Genomic DNA, 15311 nt, shown 5'->3' with positions numbered 1-15311 from the left:
CCTCGTTCGCCCTGCCCGCCCCGCCGCCGACCCCGTCCGACCGCGTTCGCGGGCCGCTCGTGACCGCCGATCGCGGCGTCGTCCTGGTCACCGGCGCCGCCGGCGGGATCGGCCGGGCGATCGTCGAGACATCGGCCCAGCGTGGCTGGTCCGTGCTGGCGACCGACCGCGTGCCGGACGCCACGTTCGCCGCCGGTGGCCAGGCGCGTATCCGCTACGTCGCCGCCGACGTCACGAGCGAGGAGCAGATGGCCGCTGTCGTCGCCGACGCTCGCGCCCTCGGCCCGCTCGTCGGCGCGATCGCCAACGCGGGAGTCCTGGCCGAGGGCTTCTCGCCGCTCGTCGACGCCGCGCCGGCCGGCTGGCGGCAGACGCTCGAGGTCAACGTCGTCGGCGTGCTCGTGACCCTGCAGGCGGCAGCCCGCGAGCTGGTCCGCACCGGCGGCGGCCGGTTGCTGGCGACGGCCTCCGTCGCCGGGCTGCGCGCCGAGCCGCAGCTGCCCGCCTACTGCGCGAGCAAGGCCGCGGTGATCTCGATCGTGCGCTCGCTGGCCCTCGAGCTGGGCGCGGCGGGGATCACCGTCAACGCCGTCGCCCCCGGTCCGGTGGGCACCGAGGCGCAGCAGCGCGTGATCGAGGAGCGGGGACGGCCGCGGCTCGAGGACGAGACGGCGGCCCAGCGGTTCGAGCGCCACCGCGCCGAGGGCCGACCGCTGGCGCGGATGGCGACGCCGAACGACGTGGCCGAGGCCTTCGCCTGGCTGCTCTCGGACGCCGCCGCCTACGTCACCGGCGAGGTGCTGACCGTCGACGGCGGATCGGTCCTCGCATGAGCGGGACGGCGCCGGACGGCAGCGAGGTGCGGATCGGGATGGTCGGGTCCGGCTTCATCGCCGGGCTCCACAGCCGCGCGCTGCGGGCGGTCGGGTACCTGCCCGGCCCTTCGCCGCAGCCGGTCCTGCAGCGGCTCGCCAGCCGCAATCGGGCGACGGCCGCGGAGCTGGCCGCGCGCTTCGGGTGGCGCTCGACGACGACCGACTGGCGAGCCGTGACGCGCGATCCGGAGATCGACGTGGTGGCGATCTGCACCCCGGACGCCGCGCACCGCGAGGTCGCCGAGGACGCCTTCGCCCACGGCAAGCACGTCTTCTGCGAGAAGCCGCTCGCCGGGTCGGCCGCCGACGCGCGGGCGATGGCCGCGGCGGCCGATCGCCACGACGGCGTCCAGTTCGTCGGCTTCGTGCTGCGTTGCTGGCCCGCGTTGGAGCACGCACGGCGGACGATCGCCGCCGGCGAGCTGGGCCCGCTGCGGAACGTCCGCGCGCGCTACCTGCTGGACTCGGAGACGTTGCTGGAGAGCAGCCTGCGCGGCCTCGGCTCGCACGTCCTCGACGCGCTGGTGGTGCTCGCCGGGCCGGTCGACGCGGTCGCCGCCACCACCCGGCCCACGGCGGCCGACCCCGAGATCGACGGGCGGGCCGCGGTGCTGCTGGAGTTCGCCAGCGGCTCCACCGGCGTGCTCGAGGTCGACCGCGAGGCACGTGGCCGGGCGATGGACCTGGTGATCGAGGCCGACTGCGAGCACGGCGGCCTGACGATCGGGTGGCGGACGCGGGACGTCGTCGCCGTCCACCGCGTCGCCGGTGGCGTCCACCAGATCCCGATGGGACCCCGCACGTCACCGTTCCCGATCGCCCCGCTCGACGGGCTCGGCTACGCCCTCGACGACCTCTTCGCGGTCCAGGCGCGACAGCTGCTGATGCTCGTCGCCGGGGAGCACGCCCGCTACCCGACGTTCGGCGACGCCCTGCACGTCGCCGAGGCGACCGACGCGATCCTCGACGCCGCCGCGACCCGCGGCTGGCGCGCCGTTCCGCGACCGGCCGAGGCCGACGGCCCCGGCCGTTGAGCCAGCCAGCCGGCCGGGGCCCGGGCGTCAGGCCCCGGCCGGCACCGGGGCGACCGCGGCCGGCGTCGCGTCCTCGTACGCGACCGGCAGCCAGGTCCGCTCGGCCGCGGCCCGCTCGATCGTCTCGACCACCTGGGCCACGCGGTAGCCGTCGCGGAACGTGGGAACGCCGTCCGGGAGCGCCGTCCCGGCCGCGATCGCGGTCACCATCGCGTGCGCCTGGTGCGCGAAGCAGTCGGCCCAGCCGATCGGGTGCTGGCCCTGGATCCCGACCGGCAGCCAGAAGTCGCTGTACGGATGCTCGGCCTGGCTGACGAGGTACGTCCGCGCCCCCGGCTGGCCGCGCAGCGAGACCGTCAGCTCGTTGAGCCGCTCGAAGTCGAAGCGGAGCGAGCCACGGGTGCCGTCGATCTCGACGCGGCTGGTGAGCCCGTGGTTGCCGGCCACCCGCGAGCCCTCGAGGACCGCGGTCGCGCCGCCCTCCAGCTCGACGATCGCGGCGAAGGCGTCGTCGTTGGTCACCCGTCCGCCGGGACGCTCGTCGATCGAGGTGGACACGCGCCCGGTCACGGCCGCGACCTCCTCCCCGAGCACGAAGCGGGCCACGTCGACGTGGTGCGAACCGAGGTCGCCGAGCGCTCCGGCACCGGCGACGGCGCGATCGAACCGCCACGACATCTCGACCCGCGGGTCGAGCGCGAACGACAGCAGGAACTGCGCCCGCACGTGGAGGACCTCTCCCAGCTCACCCGAGCGGACCAGGTCGCGCGCGTGCTGGACCGCCGGGATGAACCGGTACATGAACGCGCACTGATGCAGGACTCGGGCCGCCTCGACGGCCCGCCACAGCTCCAGCGCCTGGGCGGCGGTCGGAGCCAGCGGCTTCTCGCAGAGGAGGTGCTTCCCGGCCCGCGCAGCGGCCAGGCAGGGCTCGACGTGCACGTGGTTCGGCCCGGCCACGTCGACCAGCTGCACGCGATCGTCATCGACGATGGCCCGCCAGTCGTCGACCACCGCTCTCCAGCCGTAGCGGTCCGCAACCTCCCGCGCGAGCGCCAGGTCGCGGTCGGCGAGCACGACCAGGTCGACGTCCGCGCCGACCCTCCGGCGTGCGGCCGCGGCTCCCCGGTAGGCGAGCGAGTGGACCTGGCCGATGAAGCCCGCCCCCATCTGCCCGACGCCGATGCGTTCGACCGCGGGCACCTAGGCCTCCGGTCGGGACGGCGTGGACGGGGCGATCAGGCGCGCGGGCAGCCGGAAGGTGCGGACGGCGTTCTCCCAGTAGAGCTGGCGCAGCACCGCGAGCGGCAGGTCGAGGCCGTGCACCGTCCAGCCGCCGGCGTCGGGGATCGGGTGCTGCAGCCGCGGTTCGCCGGTCTCGAAGAAGTCCCAGTGGCGCTGGAACCAGGCGTCGACCTGCCACCGCGACGGATCGTCCGGGTCGAGCGCCTCGATCCGCCAGTTGCCATCGGGGCCGGGCAGGTCCTGATGGGCGGTGCGGATCAGGTCGGTGCCGAAGAGCACGCGATCGGCGTGGCGGACGATGATCGCGCGCACCTGCTCCCAGGCGTCGTCGCGGCCCATGTCGGCGATCGTCGTCGCGGTGTCGACGCGGTAGTTGGGGTACGTCGCCAGCATCCGGTCGACCTCGGGCCAGGTCATGAAGCAGCCGAAGTGGAGGCCGACGAAGGTCGTCTCCGGATGGCGGGCGACGGTCGCCTCGAGCTGCTCGTGGATCCGCTCCAGCGGCGGGTGGTCGCCGCCGCCGTACCACCACTCGGGGTGGTCCCGCAGCTCGTCGCGACGCGGGTTGCGCTCGTCGAGCGGGGCGAAGAACCACGGCGAGTCGCCCTGGTGGATCACGATCGGGAGCCCGAGCTCGGCGGCCGTCCGCCAGATCACGTCGAGCCGCGGGTCGTCGACCCCGAAGCGGTGGCCGTCGGCGTCGGTCAGCCAGAGTCCGAGGTTCTTCCACATCTTCACCCCGGCGGCGCCGAGCCGTGCGGCCTCGCGGATCGCTCGCTCGCTGCGGGCTTCGAACTCCGCCGTCCCGACGTCGGTCAGGTCAGGCATCACGCACCGCACCACCGTCTCGGCGCGATCCCCCCAGGCGACGCCCTCGGCGGCGAATCCGGGCGGCGGCCAGTTGGTGTCCCAGAAGCTGACGGCCGCGCGCAGCCCCGCGCGGACCGCGACCGCGTCGGCGTGCTCGATCGTCGTGGCGTCGTAGTGGCAGTGCCCGTCGATCACGGGGCCGTCGTACTTCGGGTGGGTCATCGTGCGTCTCGCGGTCGTCGGCTCGGTGCCGCGCGGCCCGTCCGGATCCGGGCGGGCCGCGCACCAGGTCGGGGCCTCAGCAGGGGTTGCTGTAGTAGAGGGCCTTGGTCTTCGGGCTGTCGATCTGGTCGTTGCTGACGGTGCTGATCGGCGGGGTGAGGGTCTTCGTCACCGGCTTCCCGGTCAGCTCGTTGGCGATCTGCCGCACGGCCATCCGGCCCTCCTCGCGCGGACGCTGAACGACGGAACCGGTGACCGACCCCTCACGCAGCAGCTTGATCCCGACCGGCTGCAGGTCCCAGGTGATGACCTTGACCTTGCCGACCTTCTGCGTCTGGCGCAGGGCGGTCGCGACGCCCGAGGCGACCAGGTCGTTGCTGGTGTAGATGCCCTTCAGGTCGGGGTAGCGGTTGAGCAACGCCGCCGCCTCGGCCGCGATCTTGTTGACGTCGAGGTCCGGGTACTTGATCCCGACCACGTCGATGCCCGGGAACTCGGCCATCGCCGCGCGGAAGCCCGCGATCCGTCCGCGCGTGATCGGGTGGCTGGGGATGACGCCGATCGCGACGACCTGCCCGCGCTCGCCGATCTGCTTCGCCAGCAGCTCGCCGCCGAGCTTGCCGCCGGCCTCGTGGTCGGAGCTGATGAACGAGATCGACAGCGACGCGTCCGCCAGCGGGACGTCGGCGGTGACGACCGGCAGCCCCTGGGCCACCGCCGGCTTGATCGCGACCGAGCCGGCTTTCGGGTCGACCGCGCTGTAGATCAGCCCGTCGGGGTTGCGGGCCAGCGCCGACTGCAGCACCTGCGCCTGCTCGGCGGCGTCCTGCGACTTGCTCGGACCCTGCGGCGGGCTGACGTCGAAGCCGAGCTTCCGGCCCTCGTCGAAGGCGCCGCAGCCGATCTGCTTGGAGTAGCCGGGGACGGACTCCGGCATCACGATCGCGAGCTTCTTGCCGGAGAGCGCGCCGCCTCCACCGGTGCCGCTGCCGGCCCCGTCGTCCGAGCCGCAAGCGGCCAGCGTCAGCGCGGCCGCGATCGAGAGGACCGTCGCGGTCGCGCGGCCGGACGGCTTCCGCCGTCGACGTCCGTCGCCGCATGGCCAGGCTTGGTTGCCCACGTCGTGCTCCTTGTTGGTGATGGGTTGCTGAACGTCGATGGCGGGGGTGGACCGTCGGCCGGTCACTCGCTGCGCTTGCGCCGCTCGCTGTCGAGGTAGACCGCGAGCACCAGCACGACGCCGGTCACGACCTGCTGCCAGTAGGACTGGACGTTGCCGATCACGAGCCCGTTGGCCAGGACGACGGGGATGAACGCGCCGATCACCGTGCCGAGGATCGTGCCGACGCCGCCGTAGAGGCTGGCCCCGCCGAGCAGCGCGGCGGTCGCGGCGTTGAGGGCGTCGAGCGAGTGGCCCGAGATGCTGGTGGTCGAGAACCGCGCGAGGGCGAGCCAGCCGGCGAGCCCGGCGGCGGTGCCCGAGAGCACGTAGATCGAGACCAGGTGCCGGCGAACGGGGATCCCGGCCCGCTCGGCGGCCTCCTTGCTCGAGCCGATCGCGTAGGTGCGGCGCCCGAAGACGGTCTTGGCCAGCACCACCCCGGCGGCCGCCGCGAAGAGCAGCGCGATCAGCGCCACCGGGGGCACCCCGAGCACCCGCTCGTTGCCGAGGCTGATCATCGACGCGGGCACGTCGACCAGGTCCTGGCCGTTGGCGACCACCAGCGACAGCCCGAGCCCGGCGCCCATCGATCCGAGGGTCACGATGATCGGGTTCAGGCGAGCGAAGGCCACCAGGCTGCCGTTGACCGCGCCCCAGGCCGCGCCGGCGGCCAGCGCGGCGACCAGGCCGACGAGCGCGGTCGGCCAGCCGCTGCCGCCGACCGCGCCCATCGCCTTCATCGCGACCACCCCGGAGAAGACCAGGACCGAGCCGACCGAGAGGTCGAAGCCCGCGGTGATGATCACGTAGGTGATGCCGACGGCCAGCACCAGCGTGATCGCGACGTCGAGGCCGATGTTGCGGAAGTTGTCGGCGTTGGCGAACTCGCCGCCGTTGATCACCGAGAACGCCACGATCACGCCGACGAGGGCCGTGAAGACGGCGAACAGCGGGCTCGCGACGATCCGCCGCGTCCGCGACGGGACCGCCGGTCGGTCGGACTCGCCCGGCGCGCCGGGGCCGCCGGGGGTCGACGCGGACGGGACGGGGGGCGTCATCTGGGCGCTCACGAGACCGCCTCCTTCGTGCCGGTCCCGAGCGGAGCCGCTCCACCGCCCGTCATCGCGGCCACGAGGCCGTCGATCGTCGCCTCGCCGCGACCGAAGCGCGCGACGCGCTGGCCCAGCCGCAGGACCTCGATCCGGTCCGAGACGGCGAGCACGTCGGGCATGCTGTGCGAGATCAGGACCACGGCCACCCCGGTGTCCGCCACCCGCCGCACGAGGTCGAGCACGTTGCGGGTCTGGACCACGCCGAGCGCCGCGGTCGGCTCGTCGAGCAGCACGATCCGCCGCCCCCAGGCGACGGCCCGCGCAACGGCGACGCCCTGGCGCTGACCGCCGGAGAGCCCGCGGACGGTGGCGCCGTCCGCCCGCGCGGTCACGCCGAGCCGCCGGAACTGCTCCGCGGCCTCCTCGCGCATGCCCCGCTCGTCGAGGAACCCCAGCCGCCCGAGGACGCCGGAGCGGCGCCGCTCGCGGCCGAGGAACAGGTTCGCGGTCGGCCCGAGGTCGGGCGCGAGCGCCAGGTCCTGGTACACGGTCTCGATCCCGGCCGCGTGCGCCGCTCCCGGCGACGTCGGCTGGTACTCGGCGCCGTCGACGACGATCGAGCCGCCATCGGGCGTCGCCGAACCGGAGAGCACCTTCACCAGCGTCGACTTGCCGGCGCCGTTGTCGCCGATCAGCGCCGTGACCTCGCCCGAGCGGCATTCGAAGTCGGCTCCGCGCAGCGCCTGGACGTGCCCGTAGGACTTCGTGATCCCGCGCGCCGCGAGCGCCGGCTCGCCGGTGGCACTCACCGAGGACACCGTCCGGCGCCGTCGCGGTCGGCCGTGTCGCGCGTCGGCCGCCCGGGCCGCTGCCCGGGGTTCGAAGCTCGTGCTGCTCCTTGCATGGGAAGACCCTAGCCGACATTGGTCGACCGGTCAACCGGTGTATCGATCGGCCGCCCGTCACCCGTCCACGACGGGCAGTTCGACCCACGACCGACGCTCCCCGTCGTGGTGCACGAGCTGGCGGGCCGCGACGCCGCGGGGGCCGTCCCCAGCACCGAGGTTGCGGTCCCAGCGCGGGAAGCTGCTGCTCGCCACCTGCAGCCGCAGCCGGTGGCCCCGGAGGAAGGCGTGCGACGCCGACCAGAGATCGATCCCGACCGAGCGCAGGCGATCGGCGCCCGCGAGGAGCCGCACGACCCCGTCGCAGACGCCGTACGAGCGGCCGTCCGGGTGCACGTCGCAGAGGCGGGCGACCCAGTCGGTCGTCGGCGCGCTCGACTCCGCGTGCAGGACCACGCGCACGCGGCCCGTGACCTCGAGCTCCCCCGTCAGCGGCGCGCTGCTGAACACGAGCACGTCGTCGCGCGCCTCGACCCGCGCCTGGTCGAGCGGTCCGCGCCGGTAGCCACCCCCGATCATGATGGCGCCGCCGACCGTCGCCACGGGGTCGGCCGGATCGTGGACGAAGCCGCTCGCCGCGGCCGGTCCCGTCGGTGGGGTCGGCGCGAGCCCGCCGCCGGGCGCGAGGAACCATCGCCGGACGCGGGCCCGCGGCAGTGGCCAGGCCGGCTCGTCGCGCCACGCGTTGCGGCCGGTGGTGAAGATCCGGACCGGCGGCCGGTCGTCGTCGCCGGTCCGCGCCGCAGGATCGAGGTGGCGACGGAACCAGGCCAGCTGCAGGTCGTCGAGGTCACCCTCGGGATGGGCCGGCGTCCCCAGCCCGTTCCCGCGGACGCCGAACGAGAGATCGCCGACGGTCGCGCCGAGGTCGCAGTCGCCGTGACCCCAGGGACCGACGACGAGCCGCGAGCGACCGCCGGTGGCGATCGTGGCGACGTGGTTGTCGAGCGTCCCCTGGAGGAAGAGGTCGTGCCACCCGCCGACGTTGAGGACCGGGACCGCCACCTGCCGGTGCGCGCCCGCCACCCGACCACGGACCTCGACCTCCGGTTCGGCGTCGCGACGCGTGGCGCCCAGATCGCGGGCACCGTGACGGCGGAGCGGCCCCAACCCCTCGACGGGCAGCTCCCGGACGCCGTCGGTCGCCAGGCGGTCGATCTCGTCGAGCACCGCCGCGACCCTCCGCCGCTGCCGCGCCGCGCTGGGGAGCGGCGGACGGGCGAGTTGCGCCAGGTGGGTTTCCAGGCCCCACCAGGCGTTGAGGCCGAGCTCGCGCGCGCCGCCGCGGGCGACCAGGCCGTCGAGCGGATCGCACCAGGTCAGCAACGGTGCGATCGCCCGCAGCGACGGCGGGCGGGCGAGCGACGCCTGCCACTGCGTGCTCCCGCAGTAGCTGCCGCCGTACATGCCGACGCGGCCGTTCGACCCGGGCAGTCGCGCCGCCCACTCGACCGCGTCGAAGCCGTCCTCGCGCTCGTGCCGGAGCGGTTCCCACGCGCCCGCGGAGGCGAAACGCCCGCGGACGTCCTGGACCACGACCAGGAATCCCGCCCGCGCCGCGGCGACCGGGTCGATCGTCGCCGAGGCGCGCGGGCGACGCTTGTCGTAGGGCGTTCGCGTCAGCAGCGTCGGCCAGCGGCCCGCGGCCGCCGGCCGGTAGACGTCGGCCCGCAGCGTCACGCCGTCGCGCATCCGCGCCGCGACGTCGAACGCCACCCGCACGCCGCGGTCGTGCTCGCCGTCCACGGCGCTCACCAGAGGCTCTGACCGCCCTCGATCATCAGGTTGTGGCCGGTCATGTAGTCGGAGGCCTCGGACGCCAGGTAGACCAGGCCGGCCTGCAGATCGGTGACCTCGCCGAGGCGACCGGCGGGGATCTGGGTCAGCCACTCGGCCACCAGCGGACGCAGCGCCTCCGACTGCTCGATCAGCGCGGTCCGGATGATGCCCGGGGAGATCGCGTTGACCCGCACGCCACGATCGGCCCACTCCCCCGCGAGCGTCCGCGTGAGCTGCACCACGGCGGCCTTGGAGGCGTTGTAGGCGGCCTGCTTCTGCGGATGCGGAACGACCAGCGACGCCATCGACGCCGTGTTGACGATCTTCCCGTAGCCAGCCCGCAGCATCACCCGGCCGGCCGCCTGGCAGCCGAGGAAGACGCCCCGCGCGTTGACGGCGAAGGCGGCGTCCCACTGCTCGGGCGTCGTCTCCTCGGCCGCGCCGTTGGGGTTGATCCCGGCGTTGTTGACGGCGATCTCCAGCCCGCCCCAGGCGTCGACGATCGCGCCGACGTAGCGCTCGGCGGCGTCCTCCTGGGCCACGTCGGCGGCGAGCGCGAGCGCGTCGATCCGTTTCGCCGCCAGCTCGTCCGCCACGGTCCGGGCGCGGTCCAGGTCGAGGTCGATCACCGCGACGCGGGCGCCGGCCTCGCCGAGGGCGTGCGCGAAGGCGCGGCCGATGCCCTGACCGGCGCCGGTGACGAGCGCCCGGCGGCCGTCGAGGCGCAGTCGGTCGAGGATCGAGCGGCCGCCGGCGCCGGTGAGAACGGGATCGGAATCGGTCATCGGTGCACCTGGAGGGGAGAGTCGGGGGTCGCCGGCGGGCCGTCCTTGACGGCTCCGACGATCTGGCGGAAGCCATGGGAGAGGATCGCGGGGCCGCCGAAGAGCACGATCTGGGCGCCCTTGCGACGCCAGCCGAGCGCGCTGTCGACGGTCGGCGCGAAGACGCAGAGGCCGGCGTCGCCGTCGCCTACGCCCGCCACGACGCGATCGATCGCGTCGGCGACGTCAGGATGCTCGACGTCGCCGGGACGCCCGAGCGACATCGAGAGGTCGGTCGGCCCGAGGAAGACCGCGTCGACGCCAGGGACGTCCGCGATCGCCCGCGCGTGCGGCACCGCGGCGACGTCCTCGACCTGCACGATCACCACCGTCGCATCGTTGGCGCGCCGCACGTGGGCCGCGAGCGAGGTCAGCCCGTAGCGGCCGGCGCGGGTGCTCGTGGCCAGGCCGCGCCGCCCGCGCGGCGGATAGTAGGCGGCGGTGACGGCCTGCTCGGCCGCCGCGGCGTCGTCGACGTGCGGGACGACGATCCCCGCCGCACCGGCGTCGAGCGCCCGCAGGACCTCGAGGTCGCCGTTGCGGCCGACCCGCACCAGCGCCGCGATCCCGGCCGCGGACGCGGCCCGCAGGTGATCCTCGAGCAGGGCGGTGTCGCCGGCGCCGTGCTCGGCGTCGATCACCACCAGGTCGAAGCCGGCCAGGCCGGCCGTCTCCACCATCGCGGCCCCGGGGATCTTCACGACCACGCCGACGAGCGACTCGCCGGCCCGGATCCGTTCGGCGATCCGGCGGTTCATGCGCGCGCTCCGGTCGTGGCCCGCGCGAACGCCCGCAGCTTGGCCCGCGCGACGTCCTCGACCGCCCGGATCGCGGGTTCGAGGATCGGCGGCAGCGCGTCGCCGTCGGGAGGCGCGGCCGCCGTCCGCCGCCAGGCGTCCCGGAAGGCCCGCCGGAGCTCCGTGTTGACGTTGATCTTGGCCACGCCGAGCCCGATCGCGCGGGCGACGTCGCCGTCGGGCAGCCCCGAAGCGCCGTGCAGGACCAGCGGCACCTCGACGCGCTCGCGGATCGCCGCCAGCCGGTCGAAGTCGAGCTGCACCGGCCGGGTCGGGATGCCGTGGACGTTGCCGATCGCGATCGCCAGCGCGTCGACGCCGGTCGCCGCCACGAACCCCGCCGCCACCTCGGGGTCGGTCAGGGCCGTCGCCTGGGCATCGGTCGTCCGGTCCTCGTCGCCGGCGAATCCCGCAAGCTCCGCCTCGACCCAGGCGCCGTGCTCGGCCGCCATCCGCACCACCTCGCCGGTCCGGCGCACGTTCTCCTCCAGCGGCAGGGCCGAGCCGTCGTACATCACCGAGCTGTAGCCGGCCCGCAGGCAACGGCCGATCTCGTCGAGGTCGGTGGCGTGGTCGAGGTGGACGCCGATCCGGGCCGGGCTGGCCGTCGCCGCGGCCACCGCGAGCGCCGCCAGCGGACCCTCGCCGGCGTAGCCGAACGCGCTGCTGCCGGCCTGCACGATCGCCGGCGTGCCCTCGGCCTCGGCCGCCCGGCAGACCGCCAGGGCCTGTTCGAGGTTGTAGACGGAGAAGCCTGGGATCGCCCAGCCTTCCGCGTGAGCGCGGGCGAGGTCGCGGGTACCAGTGGCGAGCATCAGGTCCGGTCCTTGGTTCGAGTGAGGACGGCGGTCAACGCGTCGGCGTGGCCGACGTTCCCGGGGAAGACGACGTACGGCAGGCCCGCCGCGGCGGCGCTCTCGATCCGCCAGACCGAGACCTGGCCGGGCAGCAGCTGGCCGAGGACGATCGCGCGGCGCGCACCGAGCGACTCGGCGGCGACGCGGTGCGCGGTCACGCCGCCCTTGGCCACCACGGCCCGCGGCCGGGTGGCGGCCACGGTCTCGCGGACGACGTCGACGACCGCCTGCGCGATCCGCTGCTTCAGCCGGATGTCGGCCAGCGGATCGCGGCGGGTCAGCAGGCTCCGCGAGGTGGCGATCGCGACGTCCCCCGTGCGCAGCGCGCGAGCGGCGCGCGCCGCCAGCTGGTGGACCTCGCGGCGGGCCGCGTTGTCCGAGCTGGCGACCGCGACGGTATCGAGCTCCAGCACCCGTAGGCCGGTGCGCCGCTGCGCCCGCGCAAGCTGTTCGCTGGTGAGCGCGGTGTGCGAGCCGACGACCACCAGCGTGCCGGCGGCGACCCCGGGTTCGGCGATCGGCCCCGTGCAGGGCGGCGGGACCGTGCGGCCGCTGCGCGCGGCCACGAACGACGGTCCCGACCGGGTCACGAACCGACGACCGCGGGCCTCGGCCCGGGCCAGGCCCTCGGCCAATACGAGCAGGTCCTCCTCGTCAGCGGCGTCGCAGACCACCGGCCGGCCGCCGGAGACGGTGGCGAGGATCGCCGCGACGCGCTCCGGTCCGCCACGGCGGAGGTCGTCGAGGCCGACCTCGCGCACGTCCGCCGACCGCCAGCGGCCGCGACCGCGCGCCGTCGCCCATGCGCGCAGATCGGAGTCGTCGTAGGCGAACACCGGGTCGGCGGCGAACTCGGTCGCGGCCGCGGGCCGGTGGCCGCCGTCGCGCTGACGGACCCAGTGCCGCCGGTCGACGGTGATCCGACCCGCCTCCGGATAGGCCGGGCAGAGCACGATGCCGTCGAGTGGCGCGGCCCCACCGCATCGCAGCCCCTCGTCGAGCGCCAGCACCTCGGCCGGGAAGTGGCCGCGGAGCAGCGAGTCGCTGCGGCTGATCACCTCGAGTCGGATTCCGAGCGACGCCGCGACCTGCTGCGCCCGCTCGCCGACGGTGCGGTTGATCGCCTCGGCCTCGGCCTCCGACAGCGCCCGCGAGTTCGTGAGCACGAACGCCACCCCGGCTTCGTGGGCCAGCGCCCACCGCAGGTCGTCCGCGCTCCAGGACGTCACCAGCGGCACGCCGGCCACCACCTGGCTGCCGGTCGGGTCGTCGTCGACCACCAGCACCGTCGTCGGCGACCTCCGCAGGGCAGCGGCGATCCGGGCCGGACGGCCGGCGTCGATCGGCGCCGGCGGCCGATCGGCGAGCAGCCCGCGGCGGCCGGTCACGGCGACGCCAGCCCGCAGCTCAGGCATCGATGACCGTCCAGCCGCGCCCGTGATCCCCGCACGGCTCGCAGGCGCCGGCGGTCACGATCACCGTGTCCTCGAGCTTCACGAAGCCGATCAGCGGGTCGATCAGGTGGGTCTCGATCGAGAGCACCTGACCCGGGCGCAGCGGCCGCTCGCGGTGGGTCGCGGGGTAGGGCGGCGAGCCGCTGTCGGTCAGCCGCGGCGCCTCGTGCGAGAGCAGCCCGGTGCCGTGGGCGAGGAAGGTCATCCGCGCGCCGTCGGCCTGCTCGCGGATCGCGGCGTCGGCGGCGTCGAAGATCGCGCCGCCCCGCCGGCCCCCGCGGGCCGCGTCCCGCGCGGCCTCCTGCACGGCGAGGATCTGGTCCAGCAGCTGCTGGTGGCGGCGGGTCGGCTCGCCGGCCACCGCCATCCGCGTGAGGTCGGCGACGTAGCCGTCGAAGTGCGCCCCGGAGTCGAGCGACAGCACGTCGCCGGGAGCGAGCCGCCGGTCGGACGGCCCGCGGGTGGCGGAGTCGCCGCTGGCGATCAGGCAGTAGCCGAAGCCGAGGCCCCGGCGGGTCTCCTCGATCCGCAGCCGCTCGACGATCTCGCGCTCGCTCGCGCCGACGCGGGTCGCGGCGAACGTCGCCAGCATCGCGTCGACGACCGCTGTGGCGCCGCGCCGCATCAGGTCCAGCTCGTCCCGTCGCTTGACCGCCCGCAGCTCCTCCAGCGGATGGGAGACGTCGACGAGGTCCGCGTGGGGCAGGGCGTCGCGGAGCGCCGTGAAGGCGTCCGCCGTCAGATAGGGCAGCTCGACCCCGATCCGGCCCCGCGCCAGGCCGGCGTCGCGCAGGCGGGCGCCGGCGATCCGGGCCGCGTCGGCCGCGGTCCACGCCTCCAGCGCCAGGTCGGGCACCCACAGCGGCGTCGCGTCGGTTCCCCAGGCCTCGTTGCCGGCGCCGACGTAGAACGCCGCCTCCGGACGGCCAGCGACGTACCCGACGAACGGCAGGTAGCGGTCGTGGCCGATCCCGTCGAGGGTCGCATAGAGGAAGAAGCGGTACCCGCCGAGCAGGTGGCGGACGTTGTGGGCCGAGGTGGCCAGGACCGCGGCGACGTCCTGCTCCGCCAGCAGCCGGTCCAGCTGCTCGGGCGGGAACGGCGGGCCGCTCACGCGTCGACCTCGACCGGCAGCGAGACCGCCGCCCGGGTCGTGTGGCTGTGCAGCCGCTCGACCGGGCCGTCGACCACGTAGTCGCCCAGCGGCGGCAGCAGCTGCTCGAGCACGACCCGCGCCTCCAGCCGGGCCAGCGGCGCGCCGAGGCAGAAGTGGATCCCCTCGCCGAAGGCCAGGCTCTTCGGCGCCTCGCGGTCGAGGTCGAACGCGTTGGGATCGTCGAACCGGCGGCCGTCGCGGTTGGCGGCGCCGAAGAGCAGGAACACGCGGGCGCCGGCCGGGATCACCTGATCGTGGACGGGGACGTCGACGGTCGCGGTCCGCGCGAGTCCCTGGATCGGGGACTCCAGGCGCAGGACCTCCTCGATCGCCGCCGGGATCAGGTCGGGCGTCGCCCGCAGGCGCCGGCGGGCGACGGGATGCTCGGCGAGGACCAGGAACGCGCTCGCGATCAGGCCCGCCGCGGTCTCGACGCCGGCAGCGAGCAGCAGCAGGCAGATCGAGACGATCTCGTCCTCGGCCAGCGGGACGCCATCGACCTCGGCCCGGGTCAGGGTCGTCGCGACGTCGTCGCGGGGCGTCCGCCGGCGCTCGTCGATCAGGGCGCGGAAGTAGCCGGCGGCCGCGCCCAGGGCGTGGACGGCGTCCTCGGGCAGGCGGTCGACCCCGTCGTGCCGGAACATGAAACGGTCGAGCCACGAGCGCAGCGCGGCGCGGTCGTCGCGAGGCACCCCGAGCAGCTCGCAGATCATCGTCACCGGCAGCGTCCAGGCGACCTGGTCGGCCAGGTCGACGGTGCTCCGCCCCTCCAGCGTGCGGGCGATCTCGGCGACCGCCGCCCGTGCCGCCGGCTCGTAGCCGGCGACCTGCTTGGGGACGAACGCGTGGCGCAGGACCTTGCGCAGCGCGTCGTGGCGGGGCGGGTCGAGGTCGATGAAGTTGCCCGGCCCGTACTCCTGCCCGGTGCCGTCGAGATCGACGCCAGGATGGCTCGAGAAGCTGCGCCAGTCGCGCGCGGCCGCCCGCACGTCGTCGAAGCGCGAGAGCGCCCAGAAGCCGCGCTCCTCGTTGCGGTAGACCGGGAAGTGGTCCCGCAGCAGCGCGTAGGTCGGGTACGGGTCATCGTGCATCGCGTACGCGAACGGGTCGTAGGCGACGGTGGCCATCGAGGTCGACAC

The 15311-nt window shown here is 74.9% G+C and carries 14 protein-coding genes; 2 read left to right on the top strand and 12 right to left on the bottom strand.

The features are described from left to right. Window positions 1–59 precede the first annotated feature (59 nt). Together SH587_RS05030 and SH587_RS05025 are read left to right on the top strand one after the other, a co-directional pair. Window positions 60–833: an SDR family NAD(P)-dependent oxidoreductase gene (locus SH587_RS05030; protein WP_320669483.1), complete on the top strand. Its 774-nt coding sequence runs from the start codon at window positions 60–62 to the stop codon at window positions 831–833. Beyond that, window positions 830–1909 (top strand): Gfo/Idh/MocA family protein, encoded by a 1080-nt coding sequence (locus tag SH587_RS05025; protein ID WP_320669482.1) that lies wholly within the window; start codon window positions 830–832, stop codon window positions 1907–1909. The genes SH587_RS05030 and SH587_RS05025 overlap by 4 nt, the downstream gene beginning before the upstream one ends. A gap of 27 nt (window positions 1910–1936) precedes the next feature. Here the strand turns inward: SH587_RS05025 and SH587_RS05020 are convergent, their stop codons facing one another. The 12 genes from SH587_RS05020 to SH587_RS04965 form a co-directional block, all read right to left on the bottom strand. Further along, window positions 1937–3112, bottom strand: a complete 1176-nt coding sequence (locus SH587_RS05020) for a Gfo/Idh/MocA family protein (protein WP_320669481.1) — start codon at window positions 3110–3112, stop codon at window positions 1937–1939. Beyond that, a complete protein-coding gene (locus SH587_RS05015; protein ID WP_320669480.1) occupies window positions 3113–4186 on the bottom strand; it encodes an amidohydrolase family protein in 1074 nt (357 codons plus the stop codon). Between the two features lie 76 nt (window positions 4187–4262). Next, window positions 4263–5306, bottom strand: coding sequence for a sugar ABC transporter substrate-binding protein (locus tag SH587_RS05010; protein ID WP_320669479.1), 1044 nt, complete (start codon window positions 5304–5306; stop codon window positions 4263–4265). 62 nt (window positions 5307–5368) lie between these two features. After that, window positions 5369–6418 (bottom strand): ABC transporter permease, encoded by a 1050-nt coding sequence (locus SH587_RS05005; protein ID WP_320669478.1) that lies wholly within the window; start codon window positions 6416–6418, stop codon window positions 5369–5371. After that, window positions 6415–7209 (bottom strand): ATP-binding cassette domain-containing protein, encoded by a 795-nt coding sequence (locus SH587_RS05000; protein ID WP_320669477.1) that lies wholly within the window; start codon window positions 7207–7209, stop codon window positions 6415–6417. The genes SH587_RS05005 and SH587_RS05000 overlap by 4 nt, the downstream gene beginning before the upstream one ends. A 153-nt stretch (window positions 7210–7362) precedes the next feature. Beyond that, window positions 7363–9060 carry a CocE/NonD family hydrolase gene (locus SH587_RS04995; protein WP_320669476.1) on the bottom strand — a complete coding sequence of 566 codons (1698 nt, stop codon included), beginning with the start codon at window positions 9058–9060 and terminating at the stop codon, window positions 7363–7365. Then, entirely contained in the window at window positions 9057–9869 is an 813-nt protein-coding gene (locus tag SH587_RS04990; RefSeq protein WP_320669475.1) for an SDR family NAD(P)-dependent oxidoreductase, read from the bottom strand. The genes SH587_RS04995 and SH587_RS04990 overlap by 4 nt, the downstream gene beginning before the upstream one ends. Next, a complete protein-coding gene (locus SH587_RS04985) occupies window positions 9866–10666 on the bottom strand; it encodes an HpcH/HpaI aldolase family protein (protein WP_320669474.1) in 801 nt (266 codons plus the stop codon). The genes SH587_RS04990 and SH587_RS04985 overlap by 4 nt, the downstream gene beginning before the upstream one ends. Next, window positions 10663–11520: a class II fructose-bisphosphate aldolase gene (locus tag SH587_RS04980; protein WP_320669473.1), complete on the bottom strand. Its 858-nt coding sequence runs from the start codon at window positions 11518–11520 to the stop codon at window positions 10663–10665. Before SH587_RS04980 ends, SH587_RS04985 begins: the two co-directional genes overlap by 4 nt. Continuing rightward, window positions 11520–12977, bottom strand: a complete 1458-nt coding sequence (locus tag SH587_RS04975) for a four-carbon acid sugar kinase family protein (RefSeq protein ID WP_320669472.1) — start codon at window positions 12975–12977, stop codon at window positions 11520–11522. The genes SH587_RS04980 and SH587_RS04975 overlap by 1 nt, the downstream gene beginning before the upstream one ends. Beyond that, window positions 12970–14130 carry a M24 family metallopeptidase gene (locus SH587_RS04970; protein ID WP_320669471.1) on the bottom strand — a complete coding sequence of 387 codons (1161 nt, stop codon included), beginning with the start codon at window positions 14128–14130 and terminating at the stop codon, window positions 12970–12972. Before SH587_RS04970 ends, SH587_RS04975 begins: the two co-directional genes overlap by 8 nt. Beyond that, window positions 14127–15311: a cytochrome P450 gene (locus SH587_RS04965; RefSeq protein WP_320669470.1), complete on the bottom strand. Its 1185-nt coding sequence runs from the start codon at window positions 15309–15311 to the stop codon at window positions 14127–14129. Before SH587_RS04965 ends, SH587_RS04970 begins: the two co-directional genes overlap by 4 nt.

Source organism: Patulibacter defluvii (assembly GCF_034096925.1).
Lineage (GTDB): Bacteria > Actinomycetota > Thermoleophilia > Solirubrobacterales > Solirubrobacteraceae > Patulibacter > Patulibacter defluvii.
This window is presented reverse-complemented; position numbering and strand designations above follow the sequence as displayed.

What these genes read in the sequence shown, in the direction of transcription:
- SH587_RS05025 (WP_320669482.1), top strand. Translation starts at nt 830, where the DNA reads ATGAGCGGGACGGCGCCGGACGGCAGCGAGGTGCGGATCGGGATGGTC.
- SH587_RS05015 (WP_320669480.1), bottom strand. Translation starts at nt 4,186, where the DNA reads ATGACCCACCCGAAGTACGACGGCCCCGTGATCGACGGGCACTGCCAC.
- SH587_RS04990 (WP_320669475.1), bottom strand. Translation starts at nt 9,869, where the DNA reads ATGACCGATTCCGATCCCGTTCTCACCGGCGCCGGCGGCCGCTCGATC.
- SH587_RS04985 (WP_320669474.1), bottom strand. Translation starts at nt 10,666, where the DNA reads ATGAACCGCCGGATCGCCGAACGGATCCGGGCCGGCGAGTCGCTCGTC.
- SH587_RS04980 (WP_320669473.1), bottom strand. Translation starts at nt 11,520, where the DNA reads ATGCTCGCCACTGGTACCCGCGACCTCGCCCGCGCTCACGCGGAAGGC.
- SH587_RS04975 (WP_320669472.1), bottom strand. Translation starts at nt 12,977, where the DNA reads ATGCCTGAGCTGCGGGCTGGCGTCGCCGTGACCGGCCGCCGCGGGCTG.